This is a genomic window from Enterococcus sp. DIV2379, assembly GCF_050542965.1.
GTDB classification, from domain to species: domain Bacteria; phylum Bacillota; class Bacilli; order Lactobacillales; family Enterococcaceae; genus Enterococcus_D; species Enterococcus_D entomosocium.
Genome location: NZ_CP172938.1, coordinates 136,627 through 153,016, shown reverse-complemented (window position 1 = coordinate 153,016; position 16,390 = coordinate 136,627). Strand labels below are relative to the sequence as shown.

18 protein-coding genes are annotated in these 16,390 nt (G+C 45.7%); all 18 read right to left on the bottom strand.

Translation table 11 applies throughout. The annotated features are described in order from the left end of the window. Positions 1–21 precede the first annotated feature (21 nt). On the bottom strand, positions 22–1,773 hold the full coding sequence (locus IGI92_RS00730; protein ID WP_008376564.1) for a hypothetical protein: 1,752 nt from the start codon (positions 1,771–1,773) through the stop codon (positions 22–24). Between the two features lie 165 nt (positions 1,774–1,938). After that, a complete protein-coding gene (fliS, locus tag IGI92_RS00725; RefSeq protein WP_008376567.1) occupies positions 1,939–2,307 on the bottom strand; it encodes a flagellar export chaperone FliS in 369 nt (122 codons plus the stop codon). Positions 2,308–2,320: 13 nt separating this feature from the next. After that, positions 2,321–2,650: a hypothetical protein gene (locus IGI92_RS00720; RefSeq protein WP_081117664.1), complete on the bottom strand. Its 330-nt coding sequence runs from the start codon at positions 2,648–2,650 to the stop codon at positions 2,321–2,323. Between the two features lie 74 nt (positions 2,651–2,724). Further along, entirely contained in the window at positions 2,725–4,146 is a 1,422-nt protein-coding gene (gene fliD, locus IGI92_RS00715) for a flagellar filament capping protein FliD (RefSeq protein ID WP_430608473.1), read from the bottom strand. A gap of 4 nt (positions 4,147–4,150) precedes the next feature. Beyond that, entirely contained in the window at positions 4,151–4,564 is a 414-nt protein-coding gene (locus IGI92_RS00710) for a flagellar protein FlaG (RefSeq protein WP_430607629.1), read from the bottom strand. A gap of 102 nt (positions 4,565–4,666) precedes the next feature. Further along, positions 4,667–5,749, bottom strand: coding sequence for a flagellin (locus tag IGI92_RS00705; RefSeq protein ID WP_005226642.1), 1,083 nt, complete (start codon positions 5,747–5,749; stop codon positions 4,667–4,669). Positions 5,750–5,886: 137 nt separating this feature from the next. Continuing rightward, positions 5,887–6,807 carry a flagellar hook-associated protein FlgL gene (gene flgL / locus IGI92_RS00700; protein ID WP_016619541.1) on the bottom strand — a complete coding sequence of 307 codons (921 nt, stop codon included), beginning with the start codon at positions 6,805–6,807 and terminating at the stop codon, positions 5,887–5,889. A gap of 3 nt (positions 6,808–6,810) precedes the next feature. Next, positions 6,811–8,334 (bottom strand): flagellar hook-associated protein FlgK, encoded by a 1,524-nt coding sequence (flgK, locus tag IGI92_RS00695; protein WP_430607626.1) that lies wholly within the window; start codon positions 8,332–8,334, stop codon positions 6,811–6,813. A gap of 11 nt (positions 8,335–8,345) precedes the next feature. Next, the gene (locus IGI92_RS00690; protein ID WP_430607623.1) at positions 8,346–8,702 is read right to left on the bottom strand and encodes a hypothetical protein; all 357 of its coding nucleotides are present in this window, start codon (positions 8,700–8,702) and stop codon (positions 8,346–8,348) included. Continuing rightward, positions 8,703–8,978 (bottom strand): flagellar biosynthesis anti-sigma factor FlgM, encoded by a 276-nt coding sequence (flgM, locus tag IGI92_RS00685; RefSeq protein WP_005232754.1) that lies wholly within the window; start codon positions 8,976–8,978, stop codon positions 8,703–8,705. Between the two features lie 95 nt (positions 8,979–9,073). Beyond that, entirely contained in the window at positions 9,074–10,132 is a 1,059-nt protein-coding gene (fliY, locus tag IGI92_RS00680) for a flagellar motor switch phosphatase FliY (protein WP_016619538.1), read from the bottom strand. Further along, complete coding sequence (gene fliM / locus IGI92_RS00675; RefSeq protein WP_430607621.1) at positions 10,129–11,139, bottom strand: flagellar motor switch protein FliM; 1,011 nt, start codon at positions 11,137–11,139, stop codon at positions 10,129–10,131. Before fliM ends, fliY begins: the two co-directional genes overlap by 4 nt. 17 nt (positions 11,140–11,156) lie before the next feature. After that, positions 11,157–11,546, bottom strand: coding sequence for a chemotaxis protein CheW (locus IGI92_RS00670; RefSeq protein ID WP_005232757.1), 390 nt, complete (start codon positions 11,544–11,546; stop codon positions 11,157–11,159). A gap of 19 nt (positions 11,547–11,565) precedes the next feature. Then, positions 11,566–11,928, bottom strand: a complete 363-nt coding sequence (locus IGI92_RS00665; RefSeq protein WP_003129084.1) for a response regulator — start codon at positions 11,926–11,928, stop codon at positions 11,566–11,568. Between the two features lie 14 nt (positions 11,929–11,942). Continuing rightward, positions 11,943–12,530, bottom strand: a complete 588-nt coding sequence (locus tag IGI92_RS00660) for a chemotaxis protein CheC (RefSeq protein ID WP_005226634.1) — start codon at positions 12,528–12,530, stop codon at positions 11,943–11,945. After that, positions 12,527–14,578 (bottom strand): chemotaxis protein CheW, encoded by a 2,052-nt coding sequence (locus IGI92_RS00655; RefSeq protein ID WP_430607620.1) that lies wholly within the window; start codon positions 14,576–14,578, stop codon positions 12,527–12,529. Before IGI92_RS00655 ends, IGI92_RS00660 begins: the two co-directional genes overlap by 4 nt. 21 nt (positions 14,579–14,599) lie before the next feature. Beyond that, entirely contained in the window at positions 14,600–15,373 is a 774-nt protein-coding gene (locus tag IGI92_RS00650) for a CheR family methyltransferase (protein WP_005226631.1), read from the bottom strand. 5 nt (positions 15,374–15,378) lie between these two features. Then, complete coding sequence (cheB, locus tag IGI92_RS00645) at positions 15,379–16,389, bottom strand: chemotaxis-specific protein-glutamate methyltransferase CheB (RefSeq protein ID WP_061053560.1); 1,011 nt, start codon at positions 16,387–16,389, stop codon at positions 15,379–15,381. Position 16,390 lies beyond the last annotated feature (1 nt).

Genomic DNA, 16,390 nt, shown 5'->3' with positions numbered 1-16,390 from the left:
GAAGTTCTTTTCTGATTCATTTTATTCAGATTCTTTCAATAAAGCTTGTACGACCTTACGACGACGATACAGCTGTCTTGTTTTCCAGCTGATAAAGCCGATGAGTAAAGCGATCCAAGAAATGATCGTCAGCCATAAAGCTCCGTCGAAAAACCAAGGTGCGTCATAGTCAACGACTAAGACATTCTCCCCTGCTTGCTGTTGGACAGAAACGGCACCAATGGCACTCAAAGAGACATCTTTCTCAGTTAGTGGCTGCTGATTGAGGGTCAATTCAGTATAGCGGTAATTGATGATCGGTAACGCCTTCCACGCCTCTTGATCACCTTGCCAACGTAAAGTAAGTTTCCCGTTTTCTACGGTTTTTGCCACGGTATCATTTTTTTCAATGATTTCTTCCCCGTACAAATTGTACTTGTTCTTCTTGGTCTCTTGATAGAGGGGCAGATAATCTGGGGTAGAACGTTGATACAGCGCTAATGCTAAGGACTTGTCTTTACTAAAATAGGCTTCCTTCAATTGCGCTTCAGATTCCGCCGAGAGATAGGTGTGGTTTCGCAGTGAAACTGCCGCTTCATCGGAGTGCCAGTCCTGCATTTTGACCGTGTTTTGGATCAGGATTTGACCAACACTCAAAACTAAAACGAGGACGAACCAACGCGGATTTGCCAATGGCTTGCCCCGATAATAAGGAACCAGCAGGCACAAACCGACTAAGATCAAAATCGTGGCAGGAACAAAGAACCGAAAAGGGAATTGTAGTAAATTGATCACACCATTGTCCAGACTGCCTAGCCATTGCCAAGGAATAGCGTTCGATGATAAAACGAAAAAGACCGCTGCAGCTGCTGTCATTAATTTGAAGCCGCCGGATAGACGAGGCCATACACGAATCGCACCGCAAAAGAACAAGGCACATAAGATTGGCAGCAGGTACGGAGTCGTCCACCAATAGCTGCTGGTTCCAGTAATGGTATTGTTCTGCATGTTGCGATTCACAAAAGGCGCGATCAACGTGTTACTCGTATAGAGATCCAACATCCCTAACCAAATATTGGCGGTCAGCAGCAAGAAAATCCCGATCGCTCCTGCTAAGCGCAGCACCAATTGTCGTTTTTCTTCGCCGGAAGTTCCAACAAAAAAGGCGCGTAAGAAAAAGGGCACATATAAGAGCACTAACAAGATGCTTGAAAACACATGGATTTGAAATAAGACCGCCACGGAAACCCCTACCGCAAAAGGCCGCAACCGTTTATGTTCCCCTAGTGCGATCAGTGGAATCAGACACAGCGGTAACACGGCTGCTCCCCAAGCAGAAAAGCCCTGCCGCTCAATCCAATACTGGACAGAATAGGTCGCCATAAACAGGATGCTCATCCCCACTGACAGCCAGCCATTGACTCGTAGTTTCTTTAATAAGCCAAACATCGAAAACCCTGCTAGCAGATAGAGCAGCCCATTGGCGAGCAGTTGGTAGGAAAACCACGAAGGACTCAGCAAGACCAGCAGACCTTGGAAATAGGCAAAAAAGGGACCGTATAATGCATTGACGATACGAGCAGATTGCTGAAACCCGTAGATAGAAAGAAAATATTGAAAATTGCCCTCTTTGATCTGCTGGCTGGTCTCATAAAAACGATTGAAGTGAAAGACCACATCAGAGCCCAAAATCATGCCTTGGCCTAAGATCTGCGGTAATAAAAAAACACCACTCATTGCAATCAGAATCACCACTTGCCAGAAAAGCGGCTTTTGTACTATTTTTTGTTTCAAAAAAAAACCTCCTTGCACCTTTTCGGTACGCTCATAAAAAGAGTACCAGATAGGGACGAGGAGGGGAAAAAGAAAGCTTAGTGAAAAGGGATACATGGTAAAAATTTAACCAATTACTAAACTTTTCTAGGTTTTAGGTGGTCGTTTCTTTGCTTTTTCTCAAATTTATTGGGTGATCGTTTGCCAGCTTTCCAGTAGTTCGCTTAAAAGCGGGACGACCGTTTCTGCAGGGGCTGCCTCTTTTTGGACATTGGCACTGACTAGCTGATCGTACATATAGCCATACAGCTGATCGAGATCTTCAGCAATAGCGCCGCCTTGCTCACGGTCTAAAGAGACCCGTAATTCCAATAAAATATTCTGCGCCTTGACAAATTGCTGATGGGCTTGGCTCAACTCTTCTTTTTCCAATGCGATCACTGCTAATTTGATGTTTTTGATGGCTGCTTGCAACAGCATTTCAATCAGTTTGTTGGGGGAGGCACTCATTACTTGGTTCTGCAGATAGTTGTTTTGCATTTTTTGATAATTCATCTTTTTTTCCTCACTATAAATCAAATTCGACGAAGGCGGCACTGTCTTCTTGCTGCAAATACGTTTTGACAAGATTGTTTTTGCGGTTCAAACGCCCCAATTCTTGTTTGATCTCTTGCTGCTGGGCTTTGACCTGGTCTAGGAACGCTTGATACGCTTGGATCACTTGTTGCGCCAATGCACTGGTTTGTGGACTATGGCTCTGTTCTTCTGCTTGCATGGCTGCTATGACCGCTGCATTGGCTGCCATCAAACGACTGGCTTCTTCGCTGTCGCCGCGCCATTGGGCAAAACCAGTTAAAATCTGATTCAAACGTTCATCTAATGATACGTGTGGCTCCATAGGTTGTTTCCTTTCTTGTTGACGAGGGTTTCTTATGCGAATGAAAAAGTGACTGCTTTAATCGGCTATCCTGCCTAGTTTGACGTATTGGCAAACTGATTGCTTAGGTAACTCAGCTGATTTTCAGCCTCCATCATCACGGAGTCTAATTTGGTAAACATTGTGATGTAACGCTCTTTTTTCATTGCTAAAATATCATCAAACCGTGTAATCTGTTTGTTCAAATCCTTGATGGTACTGTCATAGGTCGCAGATTTGGTGGCAATGATCCCTTTATTGGCTGAAGTATTGACGACATAGCTGTTGGCTAATTCTTTTAGCGCTAATGTATAGCCGGTCTCTTTCGTACTCGCAGTGCCATCGGCTTCTTTGGTTTTCGTACTTGTATAAAAGAAGGACTTCACAGCAGCGGGATCTTCCGCTAGGGCTTCTTTTAACTTGGTCGTATCCAGTCCCAATGTACCATCATTATCGACGGTGGAGATGCCTAGCTTATTAGCAGTCAGCTTTGATCCGCTGACGGCTGGAATGGTGATCAAATTTCGCAATTGAGTCTGTAGACGGGTCAACGCACTGTCTCCCACCAAGGTCCCCGTCTTGTTGTTTTCACTACTAGGATCTCCCACGGTCAAATTATCGCCGATAAAACTCATCAAGCTATTGTATTGATCCACTAATCCTTGTACTGCATCAACGACTTTCGAAGTATCATTGGCTAAAGAAAGCGTCACATGCTCCTCGCTTTTTTTCGCTAACGTCAGAGTGACACCATCGATAACATCCGTCACACTATTGCTGTCGCGGGTGATCTCCATGCCGTCTAGTTCAAAAATAGCCGGTTGGCCTTGCGTCGTAGCCGCAGTTGAACCGATCCCTAATCCTTCGGCGGCATTGCCGTCGATCAAGAAGTTTTTGTCGCCCATTTTGGTATTCGTTAAAATCAAACGGTTATCCACGATGCTCGCTGCAACGAAGGTCGTCTTGCTTTGGCCATTGATCTTAGCTGCCACATCTTTTAAGCTGTCTTCGGCAGTGATCTCGATCGAAGCGGTGATCGGTTTGCCATCTTCATCGACTTCCGAACTGGTCAATGAGAGCTGACCACTGACATTTAGGGCCGTTTTGCTGCTTTGAGCTACTTGACTCCCCGTCACCTTCGTGGCTGTTGCTAGTTGGTTGACTTTTAGATCATAGGTGCCTTCTGGGGCTTCCGTTGTTCCTGCAATTGAAGCGATACTACTATTGGTGGTCGTCGCTTTTTTTGTTTGATAAGCATCATCTTTTTGTAACGCATCGACTTTTGACAAAAAGTTAGTCAAGCGAGTGCTGATATCACTCCATGCCGTTTTTTGTGCTTTAAGCGACGTGATTTTATTCTCAGCACGGGTCTTATTGATCGCATCTGCCGCCAATAATTTTTCAATATCTTCTGAAGTCACGCCAGAATAACTCCCTAGCGTTGTACTGATTCCTGAACTGCTGGTTACACTTGCCATAGTTTCATCCCTTTCGATCGACCGCAATGCCCATGTCATCCCATATTTTTCCAATCACATCTAGCATGTTGGCTGGTGGGATCTCTTTGATCACTTCGTTGGTCTGCATATCCACTAAACGTACCATCGTACGCCCTGTGCGCTCATGTACTTCATAAGCCAATTTCATATCTTTGCCAAGTAGTCGCTGATTCACTTCCTCCACGGAGGCTACGATCTTGTGCTGATCGGCTACTGAAAAATAGTGGATCGGCGGTTCAGTGACCACTGTCCGTTCCTTTTTCTCCGCCAGTTTCCCCTCTTGGTGTTGCGGCTGAAGGTTGGCGGTCTCTTGATCTAGGGATTCGATCGGACGTGCTTTAGCGACCGACGCAACGGCTTCGATCGGGTGTATTCCTGACATTGGCTGAATATCCATCAGAGCTTCCTCATTTCTAAGCGTTTTTGTGCTGCTATGTAAAACACAAGAACTGCGCTTCCCCTAGGCAGTCCTTGTGTCAGTGGTTCACTTGATCAAAAATTATCCTTGTAACAAGCTCAATACGCTGTTAGGCATTGAGTTTGCTTGTGCCAACATTGAAGTTGCTGCTTGAGAAAGGATGTTGCTCTTCGTAAAGCTCATCATTTCTTGGGCCATATCAACGTCACGGATACGTGAGTTTGCTTCAGATAGGTTTTCTTGTGTTGTACCTAAGTTGTTGATTGTGTGTTCTAGACGGTTTTGCGCCGCACCAAGATCCGCACGTTGTGCAGAAACTGCTTTGATCGCTTCATCGATTTTCGTGATTGGGTTGTTTTCAACGCTGACAGTTGCCGCTGCTGCTTTGCCTTCATCAGAAGCGGTAAATGTTGCTAAAGCATCATCGTATGTTTTTTGAGCTGTTGCTTTTGCTGTATCATCCGCAGCTGTGTCGATGGCTGTTTGTAATTCAGCAACTGTTTTACCAGCTGCCGCATCAACTGTGCCGTCCGCTGCATATTTTGTTGTAGCATCTGCTTTGAAGGCAGTCGCTACTGCTTTATCTTTTGCTGCAGCAACAGCTTTGGCATCGCTTGTGTCAATGGCTTGTGTTAAATCTAAGCCTTTTACTTTCAATGCAGATGAGCTCATGTTGTTGATTGAAACGCTCATTGTTTGGTTTGCGTTGGCACCGATTTGGAAAGTGAATGATTTCGCATCATCGCCTTCACCAGTTAACAAGCTTTTTGTATTGAATTCAGTGGTATTGCTGATACGGTCGATTTCATCAGACAATGCAGTGTATTCTTTGTTGATCGCACTGCGGTCGTCATCACTTAACGTACCGTTTGAACTTTGAACCGCAAGGTCACGCATACGGCCTAAGATGCTGTGGGTTTCATTTAATGCACCTTCTGCTGTTTGGATCAATGAGATACCATCTTGTGCATTGCTTTTTGCTTGTGACAAACCGCCGATTTGGCCTTTCATTTTTTCAGAAATTGCTAAGCCAGCTGCGTCGTCCCCAGCTTTGTTGATGCGTAAGCCTGAAGATAATTTAGACAAAGAATTGCTTTTAGAAGCATTTGCTGCCGTTAGGCGTGAGTAAGTATTCAATGCTGAAACGTTTGTATTGATTCTCATGTGTAGTTCCTCCTAATTTTTATTCGCTAAGGTTTCCCTCTGCTACTATTTATCGGAAGAAACCGTTCAGGGTTAAGCCTTTTTTCTAAAAAAAATAAAAAACTTTTGCTCCCGTCAAAGAACAAAAGTTTTTTGGGTTAATTTAAATAATCTAGAATGGACATCTGCATGATCTTTGTTCCCATTGCTAATGTTGAGCGGTAGGCAGTCATTTGATTTTGATATTCCATATACTTTTCCGCAATATCGACGTCTTGTTTGTTGGACAGTGTTTCGGTCAAGTTCAGCTTTTCCGTCTCATTTCGATCAGCTGCCGCCTCCAAGCGATTGTAGAGGGTACCGATCTGCGCCCGTACATTCACTACATTGGTGGCATGCTGGTCATGAGCGGTTAAAAGCTCGCCCCCTAAGGCATCTTTATCATCACTGCGCAACGCAGACAATAAATCATTGAAGTAAGTGCTTAAATTTTGGGGATCCGTAGCGGTGCCCGTCTCGTTCATCAGTCGATCACCGCTGGCTAACAGATCCACCGAAACCCCGTTTGCGATTTCTCGGGGCAAGTCTTCACTGGTGCCATTGTATTTGATACCGACGATGGCGTCATTTTCTTTGACGATCTCAAAAGGCGCCGTCGTCGTATTCGTTCCGCTAAATAAATAGCGGCCATCAAAATTGGTATTTAATGATTCAACGATGCCTTCGATCTCTTGCTCGATCTCTGAACGATTTGCCCCTAATTCCTCACTGCCAGCTGTCGCATTGGCAGAAGATTGAACCAACGAGCGAATCCGCAGCATCGAGGTACTGACGCTTTCTAAAGCAGAATCTTGGGCTTTTGTCCAAGAAATACTGTCTTTGATCGTATTATTGTAGGTTTTGTTTTGATTTAACGACACATTGAGATCCATGATTTTTGAAACCAGCAGTGGATTATCCGAGGACTTGCTGACTTCTTTCAAGCTCGATAGCTGATTCAACGTGGATTGGACTTTGGAGGCGTTGGTTCCTAGATTTCGTAAAAAATCATTGTAGGTGATTGAATTGGAAATACGCATGTTCTACACTCCTGTTCGATTGATCAATGTGTCTAACATTTCAGAAACGACCGATAATATGCGGGCATTGGCCTGAAATCCTTGTTGGAAACGAATCACATCTGACATTTCTTCATTTAATGAAACACCGGACACCGATTGATTTTTGTATTCTAGTTGATTCAGCAGCGACAATTGGGCACTGACCGTATTGTCGGCTTGCTGTTTTGAGATCCCGTTTTTGGTGACGATGCTGTTAAAATAACTGCTGAAACTCATGCCGGATGCTGCATTAGCAAACGTCAATGTCTCAGAATCAAAAGAAGCGATCGTCTTTTCTGACAACGGGAAATCCAATTTGGCACTGCTGAGTTTGGCCATTGCAGCAGCTCTTGAACCATCTCCTGCTGCATTGCTCGTTCCGCCGGTCACCAGACTTGGGTTATCTAACAGTGCTTGGCTGACCCGAATCATCGTCGCTGTGCCGGTATCATCTTGGCCGATCTCAAATAGTCCGCTTGTACGAGAAGCGCCGCCGGTAAAGACCATGTTCATGGCTTGCGCGATCGTCGTCGTAAAGTTGTTCAATTCCGTCAAGCGGCTGCCGATTTCACTAGATGATGCTTGCAGGCCACCGATCGCCCCTTCTTTGATCGGCAATTCTGTATAGGCGGTGTCGCCATTGTCGGTGGTTTTCGTCAACAAGACGGTTCCAGCTGGATAAGACCCTGTGATGGTTTCGGCAGGATTCAAGGCGTTGCCGTCTTTGGAAACCAAGGCGCCTGTCTCGCTTTGTCCCACCACCACACTAAGGGTATTGCGTTCCTCCGCACTTAAGATCGTCTGTCCGCTCATGGATACAAACCCACGGCCATACTGATCGGTCTTGGTTTCGATCCCTGCTAGACCCGAGAGATCTTTCAACAGACTGTCTCGACGATCTAAAAGATCATTGGGTGTCTCACCACTCGTCGTCAACCCATAGATCTGTTCATTCAAGGATTGCAGCTGCTTGACCTTTTCATTGAAGTCCAGCGCGGATTTTTCGATGGTATCCAGCGTGTCGCTTTGCAGCTGCGTCATTTGTTTGCCCATTTGGTTGATGGTATCGGCAAATGTACTGCTGTTTTCCAGCACAAGGGTCTTAGACGTATCCAGTTCAGGATTGTTGGCTAATGCGGTCCAAGAATCAAACATCGTTGCCAGCTGTTTGGACAGTCCGTTGTCAGAAGGCTCATTCATTAAACTTTCCAGCTGTCCTAATATGTCTGCTTTTTGTTCATAATATGTATAGGTAGAATTGGCATTGCGTACTTGTCCAATGACAAAATCATCGACGATCCGTTCGACACTGCCGACTTTCACACCCATACCGATGCTGCCGACACCCGCTAAATGATAAGACGCTTCGGCTTGCAAGTTGACTCGTTGTCTTGAGTAGCCGTCTGTATTGGTATTTGCAATGTTATGGCTGCTGGTTTGCAACGCTGCTTGATTGGCGGTCATGCCCCGGGTTGCGGTGCCTAATGAACCAAATAGTCCTGTCATAGAAGTACTCCTTACATTTTTTGATCGATGATCGCTGTTGAGACAGCTTGTTTTTCTTGGTATTTCGAATACGTATTTGCCGGTGTCTTGATATTTTCTTTGACTGCATCCATCAAAACGGTTTGGAAACTAATGGCTTGTTCCGTCAGCAGGAGATTCTCGGCTTGCTGCACTTGGATCTGGCGGATGAGTTCTTTGATCGCCCCTGAAAGAGTTCCTTCATACGTGGAAAAAACGGGTACGAAGGCGGTTTTTTTCTCGACGAGTTCTGGTAATTTTTCTGCTTGATTTTTGATCAAGCAGGTCTTTTCTTTTTGCAGCAACCGCAAGAACTGCTGTAGCTGACGCTCAAATTCCCGTTCTGCCATCTAGTCGACCTGCTTTTCATCTTGTTGCAGCATTTTATCGGCGATCGTTTCGGCAGATACTTGGTAGGTGCCTTCTTTGATCGCTCGTTTCAATTCTGCCACTCGTTCACTGCGACTGGCTGTTTGATTGGCACTCTTTTGAATGGCTTGAGCTGTTTCGGACAATTGAACATCGACGGTTTTTTCTGTCTGAGCAGCAGTTGGCTTTTCTTGTTTGACCGCTTCACGTTTGATGGCCTTGTCGCTGTATTCTGCGTAACCTCTTTCGATTTTCATAGGTTCTCCTCCGTTCTCATTCTTCTACCCTCTACTATCGGTCAAATCACAAAAAAGTTAAACCCATATGTTTAACTTTTTGCGATTTCTTCAAATTAATGCAAATTGTGGATGCGTTGTTTTTGCGAAAGAATGTTGGTGATCCGTACGCCGAAGTTTTCATTGATGACCACGACTTCCCCAGTAGCGATCAGTTTGCCGTTCAACAAAATCTCTAGCGGTTCATCCGTCAGTTTTTCCAGCTCGATGACGGACCCCGTATTGAAAGATAAAATGTCCTTAATGGTTTTTTTGCTGCGGCCTAACACGACACTTAGATCCAGTGGCACATCAAGAATCAAGTCCAAATTATCCCCATCGCTCACCCCGCTAGAGGCCAATGTTTGAAACGCCGGTTTGCTGACTTCAACGGGTTTTGATGTAGCCGCCGGTTCAGGGGTAGGCGCAGCAACGGGTGCCGTTGGCTGCGGTGTTGGTGTTTCTCGAGTAACGACAGTCGCTTCATCGGACAGCATCGCACTGGCGATATCGTTAACCACCGGATCCGTAAAGATCTGCATGATTTTGCTTTCGATCAGACCTTCGACGCGCAAAGAAAATGAGATACAATAAATCTCTTCCTCTGCCTCGATCCCGCTATACTCAATGTTTTCTGGTGTCTCCCATAGTTTGACGATCGGCGGTAAGATATCCACTTTACGGCTGATCATCGTCGCCATCGAAGTCGAGGCAGTCCCAATCATTTGGTTCATGGCTTCTGCCACAGCACTTAGCTCTAATTCCGTGAATTGGGTGTTGCTGGTTTCACCGGTTCCCCCCATCATCAAATCAGCGATCACGATGGCATCTTTGACTTCTAACAGCATCAAATTACTGCCTAAAAGGCCTTCTTTAAATTCAACTGTCGTTGCTACTTTTGGTGCAACGAGGTCGTTTAAGATCTCACCAAATTTGATTTTAGACACCCGGGGAGTCGTGATGCTGACCCGACGATCAAGAATGGAAGACAACGTCGTCGCCGCTTGCGACATGGAGATATTGCCAACTTCGCCGATAATGTCGACTTTGACTTGCTCTTCTAATCCTTGCGGCTGGGCTGGGGCACTTTGATTCAACAATGCATCGATTTCTGCTTGGGATAAACGTTCACTCATAGTTCTTGCTCCTCTTCTAACTTGTCTAATAATTCAATGGCTAAACGGTCCTCTTGCTTCCCAGGTTTTGCTCGGAAGTAAGGTTTTCCATCGATGAAGGTCTCTAATGGTTCAGTAATTTTTTTGTCTAGTTTGATGACATCGCCTTCTTCTAAGTGGAGAAACTCAGAAAGACTCATTTGAGCATGGCCCAGCAGAACTTCTAGATTCAATCCGACCCCATTCAAACTTTTTTGCAACTCGCGGCTATCGTCTTGGTTGACTGGCTGATTGCTATCAAACCAATTGCGGAAACTTAATTTATCAATGATCCCTTCAAAGAAGACATAGGGGATACATAGATTGATAAAATGTTTCACTTCAAAAATTTTGATAGTAAAGGTCACTAATACGACGGGTTCGTTGGGCGACATGTTTTGCATCAATTGCGGATTCGTATCGATTCCATCCAAAACCGAATCCAAGGCAACGATGTCCTTCCAAACATTTTGGTAGACCCGTACAAATTGTGCTACTACTTCTTCCAAGATCGCTGTTTCAATATCAGTAAAACTTTTTTTCTCGCTAAAATCCATTTCGATTGGCTTGTTTTGATAAACATCCAAGCCGCCGCACAACAACTCCACCAACATCATACACAGTTGTGAGTTCATCTCGATCATCTGGATCCCGCTCAAAGGCTGAGAATGAAAGAGCCCCAACAAAGTAAATTTTGGTATCGAATGGATAAATTCGTCATAACTGACTTGTTCGATAGCTGCCAACTGCAAAGAAACATTGGTCCGCAGTTGGGTAGAAAGCATGCTGCTGCTCATCTTCGAGAAATCCTCGAAGATCATGTGCAGGGTATTGACGTATTCTTTCGACAGCTTTGTTGGTCGGCGAAAATCGTAGGCTTTCACTTTGGCTTGTTTGTCTTCTATCTCAATAATTTCTTGATCGATCTCTCCGCTGCTCATCGCATTCAACAATAAATCAATCTCTTGCTGCGTCAATACCTGATCCACACTAATCCCCCATTTTTTTAAAAAATCATGTGATCGATTTGAATCACACTGGCTACTTTTTCACCGATCGTCACGACCCCAACGGCATGTTCTGTCTCTTGATTGCCCAGTTGGATATCGTCTTCAGTGATATCAAGTACTTCAATTACTTCTTCTACGAGGACCCCTTTGGTCTCCTCTTGCTTCTTCATGATCAATATGTTTTTTTCGTAGGCTGGTTCCATGATGGGAATCAATTTTGCCAAACGAATCACCGTTACGACAGACCCCCGCAGATTGATCAACCCTTCCACCCACTCCGGTGCTAAGGGCACCTTCGTAAAGGAAGGGGCATCAATGACCTCGTCCACCGAGTCCGCCGAGATCAAATAGTACTGCTGGGCCATTTTGAAAAGAATCATCTGCATGTCGCTATCCTCCTAGGCATTAGGCAAAGGCTTTGTCGATGGCAGTGATTACGCGGTCCGTGTCAAAGGGCTTCACGATAAAGTCCACCGCACCGGCGCGAATCGCATCCATCACCATTCCTTGTTGTCCCATAGCACTGCACATTACGACTTTTGCCTGCGCATCAAACGTGCGAATCATTTTTAATGCCTCTAAGCCGTCCACTTCTGGCATCGTGATATCCATAGTCACTAAGTCTGGTGTCGTTGCTTGGTATTTTTCAAAAGCCTCTTGGCCATTTTGGGCTTCCCCCACGACTTCATAGCCGTTTTTTTCTAAAATATCCTTTAATTTCATGCGCATAAATACCGCATCATCCACGATCAATACTTTTTTTGACATTGTATTTGCCCCTTTCAAATTCCTAATGAATCAAATATGTTTTCTAGTACACCGATTTCTGGAATCAAAAATAACGATGCCTCTAATGTTTCTTTGGCGTAGACGAACTCATTACGAATCACCATCACCTGCTCATCATACTGGGCCATCGCCAGATAGATGGAGCTGATCGCTGCGCCAAAGAAATCATAACTGGCGCTTGGTAAAGACGCACTCAGCTGGGTTTCCAACAGTTGCCCGATCGCGATCAAAAAAGAATTGGTGAGGATGTTGGTCAACTCGTTGATGACCGATTGCTTCAACTCTTCTGACGGATCGCTTTCTTGGATCATCAACTGACGCAATTTTGCGGCGGATTCATCCGTTAAGACAAACAAGAAGATTCCTCGAAACGCCCCTTCGATCTGGCTCATCACCACATGAACTTCTTTGTCTTCCGCCATGATCTGCTGATACAGGTCCTCATAAGCTAGAATCTCGACTTCCGGTACCCGCATGTCGATCGGTTGTTGGACGAGCTTTGATAAACTCGTCGCAGCGTGACCACCGCCGATATTGATCAGTTCTTTTAGGCCATCGATCTGCAGCGCTGTATAACTCATAAGCGGTCATCCTTTTTTTCCTGACAGATGGCATGAATGTCTAAGATCAGTGCAATCGAGCCGTTACCCATAATCGTTGCTCCTTGATAGCGATTCAGCTTTTGCAGCAGCGGATCGATTTTCTTGATGACGATTTCTTGCTGGCCGATCAGTTCATCTGCCAAAATGCCGTGAAATTGCTGGTCATTGTTGACGATGATGGCGAATTTTTTCTCAGATGGATCGTCTTCGATCGCTAAGAGTTGATCGGTCCGAACCAAGGGAATCAACTCCTCTTGAAAACGATAGACCTCATCCGAGACCGTCTGGATGATCTCTTCTTCTTTGACCATCACCACGCGTTCGACGAGATTTAATGGGATCGCAAAGGTTTCTGCTCCGACGCGAACCATCAACGCTTGAATGATCGACAGAGTCAATGGCAATTTGATCACAAACTGCGTGCCTTTATTTGGCTGACTCTTCATTTCGATCGTGCCCCCTAGTTGGGTGATCTTCGATTGCACGGCATCCATCCCGACACCGCGCCCTGAAATGTTGGTCACTTCTTGCGCCGTTGAAAAACCAGGATGGAAAATCAGCTGCTGCAACGCTTCATCGGAAAGACCTTCCGTTGCTAAGCCTTTCTTTTCAGCACTTGCTTTGATTACTTGCGGATCAAGGCCTTTGCCATCATCCTCTAAAGTAATGATCACGCGATTGCCTTCTTGGTAGGCCGCCAAGCGAATCGTGCCCTTGCGCGGTTTGCCCAGTTTTTCCCGAACATCGGGTGCTTCGATGCCGTGATCGACAGAATTACGCAATAGATGGACCAGGGGCTCGCTCAACTCAGAAACCACTGTTTTATCCAATTCCGTTTCTTCCCCAAAAATGACAAGTTCCATTTCTTTTTGCAGTTCATTGGATAAGTCCCGAACCATTCGCGGAAAGCGGCTGAAGACGACGTTGACTTGCTGCATGCGGATCCGCAAGACCAAATCTTGCAGCTCAGAGGTCAATCGTGAAACTTGCTCTAAGGGGTCTTTGACTGCTTCGATATTTTCCCGCTCACTGACATCCTCTAATTGATTGCGATAGACCACCAATTCGGACACGAGATCCAAGAATGAATCTAAGCGATTCAAGTCGACTCGGATCGATTGGTTTTGGGCGGACGCATGATGCGCTGGCGCCGACGATTTTTCTTTCGTTTCTGTTGTCGCTTGCTGAAGGGCAGGAGTCTCTGACTCTGGGGTCGGCACTGGTTGAAGCAGCTCTTCTGCCTCCTCCAACACAGCGGCTGATGGATCAAAAGGTGCCACCACGAAGGCTTCGATCTCACTATTGCTGGCGATGTTTTGCTCGACATCAGCCAGTGTTTGCTGCGTCAAATACAGCAGTGAAAAATCTGATTCAAAGGTGCCTTCTTCGAGTGTTTGGGCATCTGGTTCTGTATAGAGAACATCCCCTGCTTGACCCAGCTTTTCCATGATCAAGAAGGCACGAGCGCCTTTTAACATGGATTGGGCATCTAAGCGAACAGCAATTTGAATGGCTTGATAACCATCTCCAGCCGCTTGCTCGATCACATACAGATCAGAAGGATCGATCTGTTGAAACTGTGGGATTAATGCGCCCACTGCGGTGGGTTTTTGACTTGCTTCTGTCTCGGTTGGTAGGCCGCCAGAATGTTCTGTTTGGTCAAGTTCGGCCAATAAATCGGCAATTTGAGCTGGCTGCAGGTCACGTTCTTCCCGCAGATCCTCCACAAGTTCTGACAGACGATCTAGACATTTGAAAATCAATGAGATCGATTGCTGGGTCACTTGCAAGGTCCCTGTTTTAAATAACTCAAAAATATTTTCCATTTTATGGGTCAGCTGCGTCATGACGTCATAGCCCATCGTTGCCGCCATCCCTTTAAGGGTATGGGCAGAACGGAAAATATCATTCAGCAAGGCGCTATCTTTTGGATCGTTTTCCAATTGCAAGACATGATCATTCAACTGCGCTAAATGATCGTCTGTTTCTTCAAAGAAAAGGGTACGATAGACACTATTGTCATCCAAATGGGTCCCTCCTTTACAAAATTATACTTTTTGATAGATAAACGAATCGATTTTCTTGAGACCGAATTGTTCCGCAAAATTGATCGTTTCTGTCGCTCCCGTAAACAAAATGCCCCCTGGCACCAATGCATCGCTGAATTTTTGATAGACGGCATCCCGAGCATCACTTTTGAAATAAATCGTCACATTGCGGCAAACGATCACATCAAAAGGCCCATTGTACGGGTCTTTCAAAAGATCGTGTTGCTTAAAATGAACTCGCCGTTTGATTTCTGGCTTGATCTGAAACTGGTTCTTTTCTTTTGCATCAAAAAAACGGGTACGTTCTGCCGCTGAGACATTCCGCAATTCGTGGTCTCGATAGAGTCCTTGCTTGGCTTTTGCCAAAATTTGCGTATCGATATCAGTGGCCAAGACATTGGCTGCGGCAATTTGGTTTTTTTCTAGCAGCATGGCGATCGTATAGGGTTCTGCCCCAATCGAACATGCGGCACTCCAAATTTTTGGCAGCGTGGTTTTCGGGAGAACAATGGTTTTCAAGACGCGTTCAAAGGCGTCAAACAGTTCTTTGTTGCGATAAAATTCCGTTACGTTAATGGTGATATGGGCTAAAAAAGCCGCCCGCACCCCGTCATCTCCTTCGATCAACTGCTGGTATTCCCTCAACGTTTTTGCCCCGCTGTTTTCCATGATCGTAAGGATGCGGCGCTGCATTTGATTTTCTTTGTATGCGGCTAATGGAATCCCTAATCGGCGATCCACCCACGCATTAAATAAGGCAAATTCTTCTTCCATCTTCTTCACCTGACCATCTGTGCAATTTTTGCTTCAATGCCCTGCAACGGCAGGACTTCATCCACGACTCCTTGTTCAATGGCATACCGCGGCATCCCAAAGACTGTACACGTTTCTTTGTCTTGAACGATCGTATAGCCCCCAGCTGCTTGGATCTGTCGTAAGCCAGCGGTGCCGTCTTTTCCCATCCCCGTCAAAACCACCGCCGCTAGTTGCGGGCCATAGTAGTCAGCTGCTGAGGAAAAAAGATAATCGACGGTTGGCCGCGTCCCATGTCGTTTTTCTCGCTGGTCCAGTTGCAAGTGCCCTTGTTTGACCGTCATGTGGTAATCCCCTGGACAAAGATACACTTGATTTTCGATCCGCATGCCATCGACTGCTTCTTGTACTCGGACGGTTGTCTCTGTGTCTAAGCGCTTTGCAAAGGAAGCCGTAAATCCCGCAGGCATATGCTGAACAATCAAAATGGGACAACGCAAACGCGCAGGCAAACGGCGGATTATCCCCAGCAAGGCACGCGGTCCGCCTGTTGAAGCACCAATGACTAGCGCATCAAGTGATACCGGCAAGCTGTTTTGCGTCAGCTTAGTGGGCTGGGCAATCGTTGGCATCAGGGTTTGAACCGTGCCGGCTTCATGATCCATCGCCAAAATTTTTTGATGAAATTCAGCGATCCATTCTTTTTCAATCATCGATAGACTGACCGGTTTTTCGACAAAATCTCGGGCGCCTAGCGCCAATGCCTCAATCGTGGTTTCTTGATTGGTTAATGAACTAAGCATGATGACGGGAATGGCTGATTGCTGTTTCATCCTCCGCAAGGTCTCTAATCCGTTCATCACAGGCATCTCCACATCCATTACTACCAAATCGATCGCTTCTTTGGTCAGATAGTCCAATGCTTGTTTGCCATTGCGGGCAGCGACGGTCACTTCGATATCAGGCAGCTGATTCAATAAATCTGTCACTACTTTCCGCATGAATGCCGAATCATCGACGATCATTACTTTTTTCATA